Genomic DNA, 15778 nt, shown 5'->3' with positions numbered 1-15778 from the left:
AGAGAGTAGAGAGTAGAGAGAAAGTTTGGCGGCTGAACTAAGAGGAGAGAAAAAAGCCGCCCGGTGAAGGGCGACTTCAGTTATCACGACAAATTACTTCTGCATCGGCAGATTCAAGCCATGCTCTTTCGCGCAGCTCTGCGCCAGTTCATAGCCCGCGTCCGCGTGACGCATCACGCCCGTCGCCGGATCGTTCCACAGCACGCGGCCGAGACGCGCATCCGCTTCGGCGGTGCCGTCGCAGACAATCACCACGCCGGAGTGCTGCGAGAAGCCCATGCCAACGCCGCCGCCGTGATGCAGGCTCACCCAGGTCGCGCCGCCTGCGGTGTTCAGCAGGGCATTCAGCAGCGGCCAGTCAGACACCGCATCCGAACCGTCTTTCATCGCTTCGGTTTCACGGTTGGGTGACGCCACGGAACCACAGTCGAGGTGGTCACGGCCGATGACGATAGGCGCTTTCAGCTCACCGTTGCGCACCATTTCGTTGAATGCCAGCGCGGCTTTATGGCGCTCGCCCAGACCCAACCAGCAGATGCGCGCTGGTAGCCCCTGGAAGGCAATACGTTCCTGCGCCATGTCGAGCCAGCGATGCAGGTTCTTGTGTTCCGGGAACAGTTCTTTCAGCTTGGCGTCAGTTTTGTAGATGTCTTCCGGATCGCCTGACAGCGCCACCCAGCGGAAGGGACCTTTGCCTTCACAGAACAGTGGGCGAATATAGGCGGGCACGAAGCCTGGGAAATCAAAGGCGTTTTTCACCCCTTCATCCAGCGCCACCTGACGAATGTTGTTACCGTAATCCACGGTCGGCACGCCCATATGATGGAAGTCGAGCATCGCCTGCACATGCACCGCCATCGACGCACGTGCCGCTTTCTCAACAGCTTTAGGATTGCTGACGCGCTCGGCCTGCCAGCGATCCAGATCCCAACCCACTGGCAGATAGCCATTGATCGGATCGTGTGCTGAAGTCTGATCGGTGACGATATCGGGTTTCATGCCGCCCGCTTTGGCACGCTTCACCAACTCCGGCACGATTTCGGCGGCGTTGCCCAGCAGACCAACAGAAATCGCCTGTTTGGCTTTGGTGGCTTTCTCAATCAGATCCAGCGCTTCGTCTAGGGTATAAGCTTTGTGGTCGACGTAACGGGTGCGCAGACGGAAATCGATACGTGATTCCTGGCACTCAATGGCTAACACGCTGGCACCGGCCAGCACGCCAGCCAGCGGTTGCGCGCCGCCCATGCCGCCCAGGCCTGCTGTCAGGATCCAGCGGCCGCTCAAATCGCTGTCATAATGCTGGCGACCCGCTTCGGCGAAGGTTTCAAAGGTGCCCTGCACGATGCCTTGCGCACCAATGTAGATCCAGGAACCGGCGGTCATCTGGCCGTACATCATCAGGCCGGCTTTATCCAGTTCGTGGAAATGATCCCAGTTAGCCCAGTGCGGCACCAGGTTGGAGTTAGCCAGCAAGACGCGTGGTGCATCGGCATGGGTACGGAACACACCCACCGGTTTGCCTGACTGGATCAGCAAGGTTTCTTCGGGCTTTAACGCACGCAGTGAACGTAGAATCTGCTCAAAGCACTCCCAGTTGCGTGCCGCTTTACCGATACCGCCGTATACCACCAGATCTTCCGGGCGCTCAGCCACATCAGGATCGAGGTTGTTCTGGATCATGCGGTAAGCCGCTTCAATCAACCAATTCGCACAATGCAGTTCATTACCGCGCGGCGCACGGATTTCGCGGGCAACAGCCTGAGATAAAGTTTCGCTCATCATCAATTCCTTAAAGGGAAGGTGAACGCTGGCTTGGCAGCAGCGCAGTAAGGGATTCAGGCCAGGCGTGACGGCTGGCCCACAGGCGCATGGATTCAATATCCGGCGCCATTAAACGGTCTTGATCGAGGAAGGCGACGTGTTCGCGGATGCGCCCTATCTCTTGTTCCAGTGCAGTCGAGCTTTGCAATGGGCGGTGGAAGTCGATGCCCTGTGCCGCAGCCATGGCTTCAATGCCGACCACGGCAGCGGTGTTGAAGCACATATCACCGAGGCGACGCGCGGCGTAGGTGGCCATCGATACGTGATCTTCCTGGTTAGCGGAAGTTGGCAGGCTATCTACACTGCCCGGATGCGCCAGCGATTTGTTTTCAGAAGCCAGTGCGGCAGCGGTGACCTGAGCAATCATAAAGCCAGAGTTCACTCCACCATCGCGCACCAGGAATGGCGGCAGGCCAGAGAGACCGGTATCCAGCAACAGTGCCATACGGCGCTCGGAAATCGCTCCAATTTCGGCAATCGCCAGCGCGATGATATCGGCGGCAAACGCCACCGGTTCAGCGTGGAAGTTACCGCCTGAAATCACATCACCACTTTCACTGAACACCAGCGGATTATCGGAGGCCGCATTGGCTTCAATTTGCAGTACGCGCGCCGCATGGCTGAGATTGTCTAAGCACGCGCCCATGACCTGCGGTACGCAGCGAATCGAGTAGGGATCCTGCACGCGACCACAATTCGTATGTGAGCTGAGGATTTCACTGCCTTCCAATAAGGAAGAAACCGCAGCGGCCACCGCGATTTGCCCGTGCTGACCACGCGCCTGATGAATACGCGCATCGAAAGGTTTTACTGAGCCTTTGATCGCTTCCAGCGACAATGCACCCGCCATCAGGCCTGCGGCAAACAGGTTTTCGGCTTCAAACAAGCCGCGCAGTGCCAGCGCGTTAGAGACCTGAGTGCCATTCAGCAGTGCCAAACCTTCTTTCGGTCCCAGCACAATCGGCTGCAGGCCAACGCGTGCCAGCCCTTCCGTAGCAGGAATCAGTTCTCCGTCGACGCGCACCTGGCCTTCGCCCAGCAACATCAAAGACAGATGGGCCAGCGGGGCCAAATCGCCCGATGCACCTACCGAACCTTTTTCCGGGATACACGGCATGACACCGGCATTAAACAGCGCCAGCAGGGCTTCGATTAACTGGATACGCACGCCGGAGTGACCGCGTGCCAGGCTGATGATTTTGGTGGCGACCACTAAGCGCGTGACGTTATCCGGCAGTAAGTTACCCAACCCCACGCTATGCGACAGCACCAGATTGCGCTGCAACTCTGCCAGACGTTCAGAAGGAATCTGTGTCTGGGCCAGTTTGCCGAAGCCGGTATTGATGCCGTACACCACTTTGCCTGATGCCACGATGGCATCGACGGTTTCATTCGCGCGATCGATGGCCGCACGAGCGTCATCCGCTAACGTAAGCGTCACCTTGCTTTGATAAATCGCCCGCAAGGTCGCGAGGTCCACTTCACCGGGAACGAGGCGAATTTCCTGAACCGAACCTGACATAGTCTACTCCTGTCTATACAAGTGATCGGGTGCTACCTGCACGCCCTGAGTTGACGATCTGGCAAGGGGTAGCACCATTGAATGAGCTGAGTGAAGCATAAGTGTCTAATCTTGTCTATACAAGTAGCAAGGGCTGTGCCAGATTGATTGGATTCTGTGAAATGCGCCGCAATGCGGTATGTGTCATCCAGCCGCAGCCGCATTGCACCGAAACAGGGAGAACGCTGCACTGTTGACGCGCTGTCTGCACAATTGGATGTATATACATTTACGTACTGAGACAGTAAACTTTGGGCATTATTCGGAAAAGGAACAGGATATGGCGGAGCAAACGGCAATAGCGCAGCTGGCCGCAGCGATGGGCGATGAGCCAGCACCGATTTATCAGCGCGTGAAACAGGCGATCGTCAGCCAGATCCGTGAAGGTCACTGGAAAGCGAATCAGCGCGTACCGTCCGAAAGTGAGCTGGTTAACGAGCTGGGCGTGAGCCGCATGACCATTAACCGTGCGCTGCGTGAACTTACCAGCGAAGGTTTTTTGGTGCGTATGCAAGGCGTCGGCACCTTTGTCGCGGAGATGAAGGGCTACACCGCGATGCTGGAAGTGCATAACATCGCCGATGAGATTGCTCAGCGCGGTCATCGCCACAGCTGCAAAATTTTGTCGATTGGGCAGATGAAGGCCGATCCAGAACAAGCCGCTGTGTTGGGCTTGTCCACCGGACAGACGCTGTATCATTCGTTGATTGTGCATTACGAAAACGATATGCCAGTGCAATTGGAAGATCGCTTAGTCAATCCGCTGGTGGCACCGGATTACCTCAGTCAGGATTATCATCAACTGACGCCCTACACCTATTTGATGCGCGTGGCGCCGTTGACTGCCGGTGAGCATATTGTGGAAGCGGTCCTGCCCGATCTGCGCCAGCGTAAACATCTAGCGCTGGATGAGCATGAGCCTTGCTTGCTGATTCGCCGTCAGACCTGGAGCGACAACAAGATTGTGACTTACGCGCGCCTGCTCTATCCCGGCTCGCGCTATAAGTTACTGGGGCGTTTCAGAGGACACGGCTAAGCGCCACAAACAGCAGGCTGGCATCCGAGGTTCGCGGTGCCAGCTGCGTCTCTTCATCCAGCCACCACATCCCCTGATTAACCGTGACGCTTTCGCCGTCCGCACTCTGCCATTCACCCGATAGCACCCACGCGACACCGTGTTCGCTGACAACAGCGTGTTGCACAACTTCCACCTGAGCCTGCCAACTGTCACGGCGGGTCATGATATTGAAATCCTGACAGCTGCCACTGATCTGCGCGTCGATCGACCATTCACCGGGAAATGCCCACGGCTGATGCGGCAACAACGCGTGCTCGACGCTATCACTGCGAAGTACCACGCTGTCGCCATTCAGCAGCGTAATCACACGATCGATACCGGGGAACGGCGAGAAAGGTCCGTCGGCATCGATGGTGGCAATACTGGCGCGCCAGCCAAACTCTGCCTCACCGGGCGGAAAGCTGACGATTTCACGCGTTTCGCCGCCGCCGTTGCGCCAGCGGCTCACGGGCAGCTGGCTGTAGTCAAAGCGTGTTCTCATTGCAGCGCCCTCATCGCCTCGGCAAAGCGTGCAGCAGCAGCTTCTTCTGCCTGATGATGGCCCTCGCTGATGACCTGATTACCGGCGACAAACACATCGCGGATCTGGCTTTGGCTACCGCCAAACAGCCAGCGGTTAAGAAGTGACGCTGAACTCACGCTGCCCAGGAAGGCATCGTTTTCCAGCACCAGCCAGTCGGCGCGTTTACCCACGGCCAGTTCACCTGTGTTGATCGCGCACGCTTGCGCACCGCCTTGTGCCGCCTGCTGCCACAGCAGATCGCCCACTGAAGGCTGGTGGGGCAGGGTGATACGATTGCGACGGCGATCGCGCAGGCGCTGACCGTACTCCAGCCAGCGCAGTTCTTCCAGCGCACTGAGCGACACATGGCTGTCCGATCCAATGCCCCAGCGCCCACCGCGTGCGATGTATTCCACCGCCGGGAAGATGCCGTCGCCAAGATTGGCTTCGGTGGTTGGACAGAGACCGGCAATCGCACCGCTGGCGGCCATGCGCTGGATTTCGCTGTCGTCCAGATGGGTGGCATGAATCAGGCACCAGCGCTGATCCACCTCGAAGCGATTGTAGAGCCAGGCCACCGGACGTTCACCGCTCCACGCCAGACTGTCATTCACCTCTTTTTCCTGCTCCGCCACATGGATATGCACCGGCACATCAGCAGCGCTGGCAGCCAGCACTTCACGCATCTGGGTTTCATGCACCGCGCGCAGCGAGTGGAAACAGATGCCATGATTAAGCAGCGGTTTATTGGCGCTCCATTGCGCTGCGCGTTGCTGTTGTTGCAGATAAGCATCAGTCTGCTGGATGAAACGGCGCTGGCCATCGTTGGCGGGTTGCGATCCAAATCCGCTGTAGCTGTAAAGCACCGGCAGCAACGTCTGACCAATACCAGCGGTCTCGGCGGCGGCCATCAGGTTGAGCAGCATCGCGTCATCGGCATAGGGTTTGCCCTGCGCATCGTGATGCAAGTAGTGGAATTCCGCCACCTGGCTGTAGCCGCCTTTTAGCATGTCGATGTAGAGATGGGTGGCGATATCGCCGACCTGCTCCGGCGACAGGCGCTGCACCATGCGATACATCAGATCGCGCCACGTCCAGAAACTGTCCTGCGGATCGCCCGCCACTTCTGCCAGCCCGGCCATGGCACGCTGGAAGGCGTGTGAGTGCAGGTTGGCGATGGCAGGAATAACCGGGCCAGCAAGGCGGATGGCGTTGCCTGGCGTGCTGCTGGGGGTGAGTGAAGCGATCTGCCCGGATGCGTCAGTGGTAATCAATACGTCTTCATGCCAGCCGTCGGCCAGCAGCGCGCGTGGGGCAAAAAAAATGGCCATGGTTGATCCTTAAGGGCGGAAAGTTGTATATACATATACATACTTTGAGACGCACTGTAAATCGTCAGACGTGAAGGGGAGTGGGATGGCAGAAGCGAAGCAGATCGACAGCCTGTGGCTGGGGGCCGATATCGTCACCATGCGAGACGGGCACTATAACCTGATTGCCGACGGTGCGCTGGCGGTGGATAACGGTGAGCTGATTTGGGTAGGGCCGCGCAGCGAACTGCCAAATTTTGCTCCGTGTTCGCAGCAGCAATTTGACGGTGGCATCATCACGCCGGGTCTGGTCGATTGCCATACGCATCTGGTGTTTGGCGGCGACCGTAGCCAGGAGTTTGAGCAACGTCTGAACGGCGTCAGCTATGCTGAGATTGCGGCGCAGGGCGGCGGTATTCTCTCCACGGTGCGTGCTACGCGTGCGGCATCGCAGCAGGAGTTGGTGGCAAGCGCGCGCTGGCGTCTGGATCGATTGCTGGCAGAAGGCGTCACTACTGTGGAGATTAAATCGGGTTATGGCCTCGATGAAACCAGCGAGCTGACCATGCTGCGCGCCATCCGCGAGCTGGCAGAAACGGTACCCGCCGATGTGCTGGCGACCTGTCTGGCCGCGCACGGTTTCCCACCGGAATTTAAGGAAAATCCACAGGGCTGGATCGATATCATCTGCAATCGCCTGTTACCGCAGGTGAAGGCGGAAGGTCTGGCGGATGCGGTCGATGCCTTCTGCGAACATCTGGCCTTCTCCCCTGACCAGGTCAGCGCGGTGTTTGAAAAAGCCAAAGCGCTGGGGATGCCGGTTAAATTGCACGCCGAGCAGCTTTCTGCGCTGGGCGGCGCCACGCTGGCGGCTGAATACGGCGCCTTGTCAGCCGATCATCTTGAATACGCCACTGAAGCTGATGCGCAAGCGATGGCGCAACACGGTACTGTCGCGGTGTTGCTGCCGGGCGCATTCTATCTGCTGCGTGAGACCCAACGCCCACCGGTGGAACTGTTCCGCAAGCACGGCGTGCCAATGGCGCTGGCCAGCGATGCCAATCCCGGTACTTCCCCGGCGTTGTCGCTGCGTCTGATGCTCAATATGGGCTGCACGCTATTTGGGATGACGCCGGAAGAAGCGCTGGCGGGTGTGACACTGTGGGGGGCGAAAGCGCTGGGATTACAGCATTCGCACGGTTCGCTGGAGGTCGGCAAAGTGGCGAACTTTGTACACTGGCCGCTGGCGCGTCCGGCAGAACTGGTTTACTGGTTGGGCGGCGAGTTGCCGTGCCAGGTTATCTATCGTGGAGAAGCGCAATGACACCTTTTCATTTCACCGCCGGTAAGCTGCCGCTGCTGGTCAGCATCCCGCATGCGGGTACCCAGTTAACGCCTGAAGTGGACGCCGGATTGAGCGACGCGGCACGCGGCCTGCCGGATACCGACTGGCACATTCCGCTGTTGTACGATTTTGTGCGTGATCTGGGGGCCAGCGTGCTGATTGGCCACTACTCACGTTTTGTCATCGACCTGAATCGTCCGCCGGATAACCAGCCGCTGTACACCACCGCGACGACAGGGCTGTATCCTGAGACGTTATTTGATGGTACGCCGACCTTCGCTGAGGGGAAAACGCCCAGTGCCGCCGCGCGTCAGGGTTATCTCGATAATATCTGGCAGCCGTATCACCAGCAGATCCAGCAAGAGCTGGCGCGACTGAAAGCGGAACACGATTATGCGCTGCTGTTTGACGCCCACTCCATTGCCTCAGTGATTCCGCGCTTGTTTGATGGTCAGTTGCCGGATATCAATATTGGCACCAACAGCGGTGAGAGTTGCTCTGGCGCGGTGATCGAAGCGATCAAGGATGTCTGTGCCGCGCAAAGCGATTACAGCTGGGTCGTCAACGGACGTTTCAAAGGCGGCTATATCACGCGTGCCTACGGTCAGCCGCAGCAGGGTGTACAGGCCGTACAGCTCGAACTGGCGCAGCTGAATTATATGGATGAAACCCCGCCGTTTGCCTGGCAGCAGGATCGCGCCGCGCAGCTGCAGAAAGTGTTAAAACCAATGATGCAGGCGTTTTTACAGGCCGGAAAGCCGCGTTAATCGCCTGAGTCGTAGGGCAAGACGTCATGCTTGCCAGGGCTAATTTGCATCAGGCTGCCACCTTCGAAGGGTGGCAGTTTTTGATGGGTGTTGCAGTGCAAACTCATATCACGCGCCATACCCATCTCGCTTCCATCTAAACCCTGATATCCCCATAACAGTGCAATCGCGCCCCAAAAATGTGCACCCATACGTCCACACCTTAACCATTCCCTGATTCTACCGCTTTTGCCGATCTGGCACACCGCTTGCTAGGTTGTATGTACAAGTAAAGACCACGTGGTAATTATCACTTTTTATTCTGGCTGGCTCACAAAAAGCTTATGCCGACAATGATCTGCCGCAAGCTAACTTGTATATACATGAAATGTCATCTGCGCTGTATCAGCCAACAGAGACAGTCAATTCGATTAATGACCAGGAGAAGCCGCATGACGCACCGCGCCCCGATTCGCCGTTTTTGCCTCACGACCCTGTTTGCCAGCCTGATGATCAGCGGGATGGCTGTGCAGGCGAAAGAGTGGAAATCGATCACCATCGCTACCGAAGGCAGTTATGAACCCTGGAACCTGACGCTGCCGGGCGGCAAGTTAGGTGGCTTTGAACCTGAACTGATGGAAGACCTGTGTAAGCGCATGGGCATCCAGTGCAAGCTGGTGGTGCAAAACTGGGACGGCATGATCGCCGGACTGAATGCTGGCAAATATGACGTGATCATGGATGCGATTGTCATTACGCCGGACCGCAAAAAAGTGGTCAATTTCACCGTGCCTTACGCGTCCACACCGGCCACCTTTATTACCACCAAAGACAGCCCGCTGATGCCTGCCGATCACAACATCATCAAGCTGCATGATGATGAGAAGGAGATCAACACGGCGATTGCCCCTCTGAAAGCGGCGTTAAAAGGCAAAACCATCGGCATCGCGTCCGGCACGGTTTACACGCCATTTATTGATAAGTACTTCAAAGATGTCGCTGACGTGCGTGAATACACTTCCTCAGCAGATGCGATTCTCGATCTTCAGGCGGGGCGTATTGATGCGGTATTCGACGATGTGACCTTCGCCCAATCGATGCTGGCGCGCAAAGAGAACAGCAACCTGACCTTCAGTGGCCCGCAGTTGGGTGGCCCGATCTGGGGTGAGGGCGAGGCGATGGGCGTGCGCATGGCTGACAACGATCTGAAGGCCAAACTCGACGAGGCCATTAAAGGCGCACTGGCCGATGGCACCGTGAAAAAGCTGAGTGAGAAGTGGTTTAAAACTGACGTAACCCCGTAAGTGAGGTGAAAGATGATGAGCCTGCTGAGTTTTGGTGCTGATGGCTGGGGCCGCCTGATTTTGGGGGCTGCCTTCACCACGCTGCTGCTGTCGCTGGCGGCGCTGATGATTGGCGCAGTGGTCGGTTCCGGCGTGGCGGCAGCGAAACTGTCGCCACAGCGCTGGGTTCGCTGGTTGGGTGAAGCCTATTCCACGGTGTTTCGCGGCATCCCGGAACTGCTGGTGATCTACCTGTTCTATTTTGGCGGATCGGGCCTGATTACCCTCGTTGGGCAGATGTTCGGTGCGGATGGCTTTATCGAAGCGCCACCGTTCCTGATTGGTGCACTGGCAATCGGGCTCATCTCGGGATCCTATCAGGGTGAAGTGTATCGTGCGGCACGTCTGGCGCTGGCGAAAGGCGAAGTGGAAGCCGCGGTGGCGATTGGCATGCCGCGCTGGCGCATCGTACAGCGTATTTTGCTGCCGCAGATTGTGCGCTATGCGCTGCCGGGCATGTCGAATGTCTGGCAGATGAGCCTGAAAGATTCGGCGCTGGTGTCGGTGACTGGCATCGTTGAGCTGATGCGCGCCAGCCAGGTGGCGGCGGGTTCCACGCGCGATTACTTCACCTTCTATCTGATTGGCGGTGGCTGCTATCTGGTGCTGACGCTGCTGTCTAATCATGCATTCCGTCGGGCAGAATCCCGCCTCGGACGCGCATGGCAAAGTCGCACTGCGGCACAGCACTAAGGAGCAGCAGTATGATTGACTTCGCCTTTCTGACTGACACTTTCCTCAAGCTAAGCGCAGCGTTGCCGGTAACGCTGGGGCTGTTTATCAGTGCATTTCTCTGTGGTGGCATTCTCGCCATCGGGATTCTGACACTGCGCATGAGTCGCTGGCGGGTGCTGAGCGGCTTTGCGCGCGGCTACATTCTGGTGTTTCGCGGCTCACCGCTGCTGATTCAACTGTTCTTGATCTATTACGGATTGGGCCAGTTTGGGGTGATCCGCCATAGCTTTGTCTGGCCATTCCTGCGCGAGCCGTTTACCTGCGCCGTGCTGGCACTGTCGCTGTGTACGGCGGCTTATACTGCGGAGATCTTACGTGGTGCTTTGCTGGCGGTGCCGCCCGGCCAGGTTGAAGCCGGGCTGGCCTGCGGCATGTCGCGCTGGCTGCTACTGCGTCGCATCATCGCGCCCATCATGCTGCGTTATGCACTGCCGGCTTATTCCACCGAAGCGATTTTGCTGGTGAAGTCCACGGCGCTGGCCAGTCTGGTCACCGTATGGGATGTCACTGGTGTGGCGCAGCAGATCATTCAGCGTACTTATCGCACCATGGAAGTGTTTATCTGCGCCGCCGCCATTTATCTGATTCTGAACTTCATTATCGTCCAGCTTTACGCGTTGTTAGAACGCCGTTTAACCCCGGTGCATCGCGTTGAAAAAAAGCCGTTACCCGTCGTTAAACCGCTTGCCGGAGAGTGATATGCAATCCACGTCCCCCGTAACCTTAAGCGCCACCGATATTCATAAATCCTTTGGCGCGATGGAAGTACTGAAAGGCATTTCGCTGCAGGCGCACCAGGGCGATGTCATCTCGATTCTCGGTGCCAGCGGCTCGGGTAAAAGTACCTTATTGCGCTGCATCAATCTGCTGGAAACGCCGGATGCTGGCGTGGTGAGCGTCGGTGGTGAAACGATTGAGATGAAGCGCCATGCGCGTGGCCATCAGCTGGCGGCCAACCCAAAACAGATTGAGCGTTTGCGCTCGCGTCTGGGCATGGTGTTCCAGAGTTTTAACCTGTGGTCGCATATGACGGTGCTGCAAAACGTGATTGAAGGGCCGCACCATGTTCTGAAGCGCGATAAGAAAAGCTGCATTGCCCAGGCGGAGCAGTTGCTGGATCGCGTTGGCCTGTTGAACCGCAAAGATTTCTACCCGGCGCAGCTTTCCGGCGGCCAGCAGCAGCGAGTGGCTATTGCCCGTGCACTGGCGATGGATCCGGAAGTGATGCTGTTTGATGAGCCAACTTCGGCGCTCGATCCGGAGTTGGTGGGCGAAGTATTGAAAGTGATGCGCAGCCTGGCGGAAGAGGGGCGCACCATGCTGGTGGTGACCCACGAAATGGGCTTTGCGCGTAATGTTTCCAACCGCGTGGTGTTTATGCATCAGGGGACCATTGATTGTCAGGGGACGCCGGAAGAGATGTTTGGCGCACAGGGCTCGCAGCGCTTTAAGCAGTTTATCTCCAGCCATCAGAGCCATCACACGGAGCAACCAGCATGACGTTAGTGTGGGACGATGAAACGCTTTCCTGGCAGGATGTGGTGCAGGTGGCGCGGCACAATGCCGAACTGACGTTAAGCGCCAGTGCCTGGCAGCGTATTGCTCAGGGGCGTGAGATCGTCGAGCAGATTGTGGCCAGCGGTCATATCGCTTATGGCATCAATACCGGGTTGGGTGCGCTGTGCAATATCACTTTGCCGGAGGAACAACTGAGTCAACTGTCGCGCAATACGCTGTTGAGTCACGCTTGTGGCGTGGGTCCACTGCTGGCGCGTGAACAGGTGCGCGCCATCCTGTGTGCGGCGATTGCGAACTACAGCCACGGTAAATCGGGCGTGTCGGTGGCGCTGGTGCAGCATTTGCTGGCGCTGCTGAATCATCAGATTACGCCGCAGGTGCCGTCGCAAGGTTCTGTGGGTTACCTCAGCCATATGGCGCATATTGGGCTCGCGCTGATTGGCGTGGGCGATGTTGAGTATCAGCAACAGATCGTGCCTGCCGGGCAAGCGCTGACGCAGGCCGGGTTAACACCTTATCGACCCGGTGCCAAAGAGGGGTTGAGCCTGGTGAACGGTACGCCGTGCATGACCGGGTTGTCTTGCCTGGCACTGGATGATGCGGCGCGGCTGTTGGATTGGGCTGACGTGACCGGCGCGATGAGTTTTGAGGCGCTGCGTGGCCAGTTAGTGGCATTTGATGCAGAAGTGATTGCGCTGAAAGCCAGTCCTGGCATGCAGGTGAGTGGCCTGCGTTTGCGTCAGTTGCTGAGCGACAGCCCGCTGCTGGCAAAAAGCGTGGGCGTGCGCACGCAGGATGCGTTGAGTTTACGCTCGATGCCGCAGGTGCACGGTGCCAGCCGCGATCAGTTTGATCACGCCGCGCGACAGGTGAATACCGAGTTGAATGCCTGTACCGATAATCCTTTGGTATTGGGTACCGTGGATAACTGGCGTGTGGTGTCGCAGGCCAATCCGCATGGTGAATCGGTGGCGATGGCGGCTGATGTGTTGGCCATTGCCATGGCAGAAGTTGGCAGTATTGCTGAGCGGCGCCTGGATCGTTTAGTGAATCCACTGGTCAGTGGTTTACCGGCCTTTCTGGTGGCGCAGCCGGGCGTGAATTCCGGCATGATGATTGCCCAGTATGTGGCGGCATCGTTGTGCGCAGAGAACCGTCAGCTGGCACAACCGGCGGTGCTGGATAATTACGTGACCTCGGGTTTGCAGGAGGATCATCTTAGCCTGGGTACCGGGGCCGCGCTTAAGTTGCTGAAGCTGGTGGGGAACGTATGGCAGATTCTGGCGATTGAGTATTTGCTGGCGGCACAGGCGCTCGATTTCCATGGCGAGGCGGAGTTGGCGGAAGGTACGAAACAGGCGTTGCGCCGTTTGCGGGCAGTGGTGGCGAACTGGCAGGAAGACCGCTGGCTGGCACCGGAAATTGCCCGGGCAGTTGAGGTGATGAAAAACGGTGTTTGCTGAGTGCTGTTAAGCGATGCTGAACTGCTGAACTGCTGAACTGCTGAACTGCTGGGTGCGTGTGGGTGCGGGCCGCAGCATCTCTGCTGCTGCCGGGCAGTCCTCGCGCCGCTGACGCGGTGCCCTCGGCTTCCACGTCGTGCCGACGGATCGTTCGGGGATCGACCATCCCTGGTCGGCCCCGAACTGATCCACGCATCCCTGCGTGGATCTCCTGGCCCAACGTAAAAGCCTCAGCGCTGTGGATAGCCCTTGCAGCATCAGAGATGCTACGGCCACTAACACTTGAGCTGTTTTTGGCAACCGCATTTCAGCCTGCAATCCTAACCTATGTTTCAAACTGAATTTGAACCGGAACCGCCAGCCTGCAAAAAATTAACCCCGGCGCGCATCCGGGCGCACCAAATCAAACCGCAAATCCTCGCTGATGCCGTAATACGCCGATGGGCCACCGGCTCGTAGAATAGGTTGCGCCTTGGCGGTCTGATAGATGCCATATTCCAGCAGCGTCTCATCGATATGAATCGCCACCACTTCACCCAACACCAGCCAACTCTCCAGTTCAGTGCCTTGCACATCCTGCAGACGAATCAGCTGGGTCAGACGGCACTCAAAATTCACCGGGCTCTCTGCCACCATGCTGACGTTGACGTGCGAGGCAGCGATTGGTGTCAATCCTGCGAGTGCGAACTCATCTTGTTCAGGCGGCACAGAAGCAGAACTTTCATTCATCGCTTCGGCGAGCGGACGAGTGGCCAGATTCCAGACAAACTCTTTGCTCTCACTGATATTGCGTACGCTGTCTTTCCAGCCGCTGCTGGCGAAACCGATGATGGGGGGATGATAGTTAAAACAGTTGAAGAAACTGTAGGGTGCCAGGTTGCGCTGGCCACTGGCGCTCAGCGAACTCACCCAGCCGATAGGGCGGGGACCAACAATAGCGTTCAGCGGATCGTGTGGTAAACCATGCCCGCTTCGTGGCTGATAAGTATAACGTTGTCGCATTAGCGCTCCTGGCTTGTCTGATAAACTTCGCACCACAACGGTGTCATGGCATCCCAATCACGGTTATCGGGAAAGGGATGACCTTAATGCCCGCCTGGCTGTAGCACGAATTATTTGGGACTCAATTTGGGGATATTAGGTTTAAATGCAATACAGATAATCGTGTAAGCGGATTGTGCGATGCCGTCATCCAGCGTATCTTACGCCCGCGCTACTTTCCGGAGAATCTATGAACAAGCCAACCGCCACCTCGCCATTCCATTCCCGTAATCGCCATCAGGGCCGTTATGATTTTGCTGCTCTGACCGCCGCCCATCCGCCGCTGGCGGTGAAAGTGCGTCCAAATGGCTACGGCGAGCTGTCGGTAGATTTTGCCGATCCCGAAGCGGTGATGCTGCTCAATCAGGCGCTGATCAAACTGTTTTATAACCTGAACTGGCAGTTACCGGAAGGCTACCTGACACCACCCGTACCAGGTCGTGCTGACTATGTGCATGCGCTGGCTGATTTGCTGGCCAGTGACAACGGCGGCAAAGTGCCACGCGATGTCGATATTATGGATATCGGTTGCGGTGCCAACCTCATCTATCCGTTAATCGGCCACGCGGAATACGGTTGGCGTTTCACCGGTACGGATATCACGGCTGAAGCGATTACTGCTGCTAACCAGATTGTCGCCAGCAATCCCGGCTTACAACGCGGTGTGCGCCTGCGTCGTCAGAAAGACGATTCCGCCATTTTCGCCGGTGTGGTGCACAAAAATGAGCGCTACCATGCGGTGCTGTGTAACCCACCGTTCCATGCGTCGGCACAGGAAGCGGCGATGGTGGGTCAGCGTAAAACGCGTAATCTAGGCTTAGGTAAAAATGCACCACTCAACTTTGGTGGTCAGCACAAGGAACTGTGGTGCGAGGGCGGAGAACGTCAGTTCGTGGGTAAGATGATCGACGAGAGTGTGGCTTACGCGGATCGTATTGTCTGGTTTACCTCACTGGTTTCGCGTAAAGAGAACCTTCCTGCGCTGCGCGATCAGTTGCGCGATCTCGATGTTGAGGAAGTGCGAATCATTGAGATGGCACAGGGGCAGAAACAGAGCCGCTTTATCGCCTGGACTTTCCTGCCGCCCGCTGCGCGCACTAAACGCCTCGTGCGCTGATTCAACGGGCGCGGAGGCCGTATTTCTCTGGGTGTAAAACGTGAAGGCGGGCTCTGGCCCGCCCATTTGATCACTTGCGCTAAGCTGTACCGCCTTGCGTTTGCAGTCCATATCGAAATGAGCCCTGGCAATGTCCCACTTCAGTTCTCGCGCTGAATTTAGCGATCGCCATCGGCATCGGTTTGGCGGCAGGTGCGA

15 protein-coding genes are annotated in these 15778 nt (G+C 57.4%); 9 read left to right on the top strand and 6 right to left on the bottom strand.

The genetic code is table 11. The features are described from left to right. Nucleotides 1-93 precede the first annotated feature (93 nt). Nucleotides 94-1779: a urocanate hydratase gene (gene hutU / locus VH86_RS22685; protein ID WP_045834192.1), complete on the bottom strand. Its 1686-nt coding sequence runs from the start codon at nt 1777-1779 to the stop codon at nt 94-96. 10 nt (nt 1780-1789) lie between these two features. After that, nucleotides 1790-3343, bottom strand: coding sequence for a histidine ammonia-lyase (gene hutH / locus VH86_RS22680; protein WP_045834191.1), 1554 nt, complete (start codon nt 3341-3343; stop codon nt 1790-1792). 319 nt (nt 3344-3662) lie between these two features. Between hutH (VH86_RS22680) and hutC the strand changes: the two genes are divergently transcribed. Next, on the top strand, nt 3663-4418 hold the full coding sequence (gene hutC, locus VH86_RS22675; RefSeq protein WP_034820947.1) for a histidine utilization repressor: 756 nt from the start codon (nt 3663-3665) through the stop codon (nt 4416-4418). Here hutC and VH86_RS22670 read toward each other — a convergent pair. Both VH86_RS22670 and VH86_RS22665 read right to left on the bottom strand, forming a co-directional pair. Continuing rightward, nucleotides 4402-4941, bottom strand: a complete 540-nt coding sequence (locus VH86_RS22670) for a HutD family protein (RefSeq protein WP_045816945.1) — start codon at nt 4939-4941, stop codon at nt 4402-4404. The two genes, hutC and VH86_RS22670, sit on opposite strands and share 17 nt — an antisense overlap. After that, nucleotides 4938-6293, bottom strand: coding sequence for a formimidoylglutamate deiminase (locus VH86_RS22665; protein WP_045834190.1), 1356 nt, complete (start codon nt 6291-6293; stop codon nt 4938-4940). Before VH86_RS22665 ends, VH86_RS22670 begins: the two co-directional genes overlap by 4 nt. An 85-nt stretch (nt 6294-6378) precedes the next feature. Between VH86_RS22665 and hutI the strand changes: the two genes are divergently transcribed. Together hutI and hutG are read left to right on the top strand one after the other, a co-directional pair. Continuing rightward, entirely contained in the window at nt 6379-7596 is a 1218-nt protein-coding gene (gene hutI / locus VH86_RS22660) for an imidazolonepropionase (RefSeq protein WP_045834189.1), read from the top strand. Continuing rightward, nucleotides 7593-8384 (top strand): N-formylglutamate deformylase, encoded by a 792-nt coding sequence (gene hutG, locus VH86_RS22655; protein ID WP_045834188.1) that lies wholly within the window; start codon nt 7593-7595, stop codon nt 8382-8384. Before hutI ends, hutG begins: the two co-directional genes overlap by 4 nt. On the opposite strand, the gene VH86_RS22650 is transcribed toward hutG, so the two are convergent. Further along, entirely contained in the window at nt 8381-8575 is a 195-nt protein-coding gene (locus VH86_RS22650) for a hypothetical protein (RefSeq protein WP_045834187.1), read from the bottom strand. The two genes, hutG and VH86_RS22650, sit on opposite strands and share 4 nt — an antisense overlap. 240 nt (nt 8576-8815) lie before the next feature. On the opposite strand from VH86_RS22650, the gene VH86_RS22645 reads away from it, so the two are divergent. Genes VH86_RS22645 through hutH (VH86_RS22625) form a run of 5 tightly spaced genes read left to right on the top strand, consistent with a single transcriptional unit; the run spans nt 8816 to nt 13422 of the window. Then, nucleotides 8816-9667: a transporter substrate-binding domain-containing protein gene (locus VH86_RS22645; protein WP_038647969.1), complete on the top strand. Its 852-nt coding sequence runs from the start codon at nt 8816-8818 to the stop codon at nt 9665-9667. A 12-nt stretch (nt 9668-9679) separates the two neighbouring features. Continuing rightward, on the top strand, nt 9680-10399 hold the full coding sequence (locus VH86_RS22640; RefSeq protein WP_045834186.1) for an ABC transporter permease: 720 nt from the start codon (nt 9680-9682) through the stop codon (nt 10397-10399). 11 nt (nt 10400-10410) lie between these two features. After that, nucleotides 10411-11139, top strand: coding sequence for an ABC transporter permease (locus VH86_RS22635; RefSeq protein ID WP_045834185.1), 729 nt, complete (start codon nt 10411-10413; stop codon nt 11137-11139). 1 nt (nt 11140) lies between these two features. Beyond that, nucleotides 11141-11941 carry an ABC transporter ATP-binding protein gene (locus tag VH86_RS22630; protein ID WP_045834184.1) on the top strand — a complete coding sequence of 267 codons (801 nt, stop codon included), beginning with the start codon at nt 11141-11143 and terminating at the stop codon, nt 11939-11941. Further along, a complete protein-coding gene (gene hutH, locus VH86_RS22625) occupies nt 11938-13422 on the top strand; it encodes a histidine ammonia-lyase (protein ID WP_045834183.1) in 1485 nt (494 codons plus the stop codon). The genes VH86_RS22630 and hutH (VH86_RS22625) overlap by 4 nt, the downstream gene beginning before the upstream one ends. Nucleotides 13423-13794: 372 nt before the next feature. On the opposite strand, the gene VH86_RS22620 is transcribed toward hutH (VH86_RS22625), so the two are convergent. Continuing rightward, nucleotides 13795-14424, bottom strand: a complete 630-nt coding sequence (locus VH86_RS22620) for a flavin reductase family protein (protein ID WP_045834182.1) — start codon at nt 14422-14424, stop codon at nt 13795-13797. A 229-nt stretch (nt 14425-14653) separates the two neighbouring features. Between VH86_RS22620 and rlmF the strand changes: the two genes are divergently transcribed. Beyond that, a complete protein-coding gene (gene rlmF, locus VH86_RS22615; RefSeq protein ID WP_045834181.1) occupies nt 14654-15580 on the top strand; it encodes a 23S rRNA (adenine(1618)-N(6))-methyltransferase RlmF in 927 nt (308 codons plus the stop codon). Nucleotides 15581-15778 lie beyond the last annotated feature (198 nt).

Source organism: Pantoea sp. BL1, assembly GCF_000963985.1.
Taxonomy (GTDB): domain Bacteria; phylum Pseudomonadota; class Gammaproteobacteria; order Enterobacterales; family Enterobacteriaceae; genus Pantoea; species Pantoea rwandensis_B.
The sequence above is the reverse complement of the archived record's forward strand: the minus strand, read 5'-3'. Positions and strand labels throughout refer to the sequence as shown.

Excerpts from the sequence above, each read along its gene's own strand:
- VH86_RS22645 (WP_038647969.1), top strand. The coding sequence starts at position 8,816 with ATGACGCACCGCGCCCCGATTCGCCGTTTTTGCCTCACGACCCTGTTT.
- hutH (WP_045834191.1), bottom strand. The coding sequence starts at position 3,343 with ATGTCAGGTTCGGTTCAGGAAATTCGCCTCGTTCCCGGTGAAGTGGAC.
- hutH (WP_045834183.1), top strand. The coding sequence starts at position 11,938 with ATGACGTTAGTGTGGGACGATGAAACGCTTTCCTGGCAGGATGTGGTG.
- VH86_RS22635 (WP_045834185.1), top strand. The coding sequence starts at position 10,411 with ATGATTGACTTCGCCTTTCTGACTGACACTTTCCTCAAGCTAAGCGCA.
- VH86_RS22650 (WP_045834187.1), bottom strand. The coding sequence starts at position 8,575 with ATGGGTGCACATTTTTGGGGCGCGATTGCACTGTTATGGGGATATCAG.
- rlmF (WP_045834181.1), top strand. The coding sequence starts at position 14,654 with ATGAACAAGCCAACCGCCACCTCGCCATTCCATTCCCGTAATCGCCAT.
- hutI (WP_045834189.1), top strand. The coding sequence starts at position 6,379 with ATGGCAGAAGCGAAGCAGATCGACAGCCTGTGGCTGGGGGCCGATATC.
- VH86_RS22640 (WP_045834186.1), top strand. The coding sequence starts at position 9,680 with ATGATGAGCCTGCTGAGTTTTGGTGCTGATGGCTGGGGCCGCCTGATT.
- hutU (WP_045834192.1), bottom strand. The coding sequence starts at position 1,779 with ATGAGCGAAACTTTATCTCAGGCTGTTGCCCGCGAAATCCGTGCGCCG.
- VH86_RS22665 (WP_045834190.1), bottom strand. The coding sequence starts at position 6,293 with ATGGCCATTTTTTTTGCCCCACGCGCGCTGCTGGCCGACGGCTGGCAT.
- hutG (WP_045834188.1), top strand. The coding sequence starts at position 7,593 with ATGACACCTTTTCATTTCACCGCCGGTAAGCTGCCGCTGCTGGTCAGC.
- VH86_RS22620 (WP_045834182.1), bottom strand. The coding sequence starts at position 14,424 with ATGCGACAACGTTATACTTATCAGCCACGAAGCGGGCATGGTTTACCA.
- VH86_RS22670 (WP_045816945.1), bottom strand. The coding sequence starts at position 4,941 with ATGAGAACACGCTTTGACTACAGCCAGCTGCCCGTGAGCCGCTGGCGC.
- VH86_RS22630 (WP_045834184.1), top strand. The coding sequence starts at position 11,141 with ATGCAATCCACGTCCCCCGTAACCTTAAGCGCCACCGATATTCATAAA.
- hutC (WP_034820947.1), top strand. The coding sequence starts at position 3,663 with ATGGCGGAGCAAACGGCAATAGCGCAGCTGGCCGCAGCGATGGGCGAT.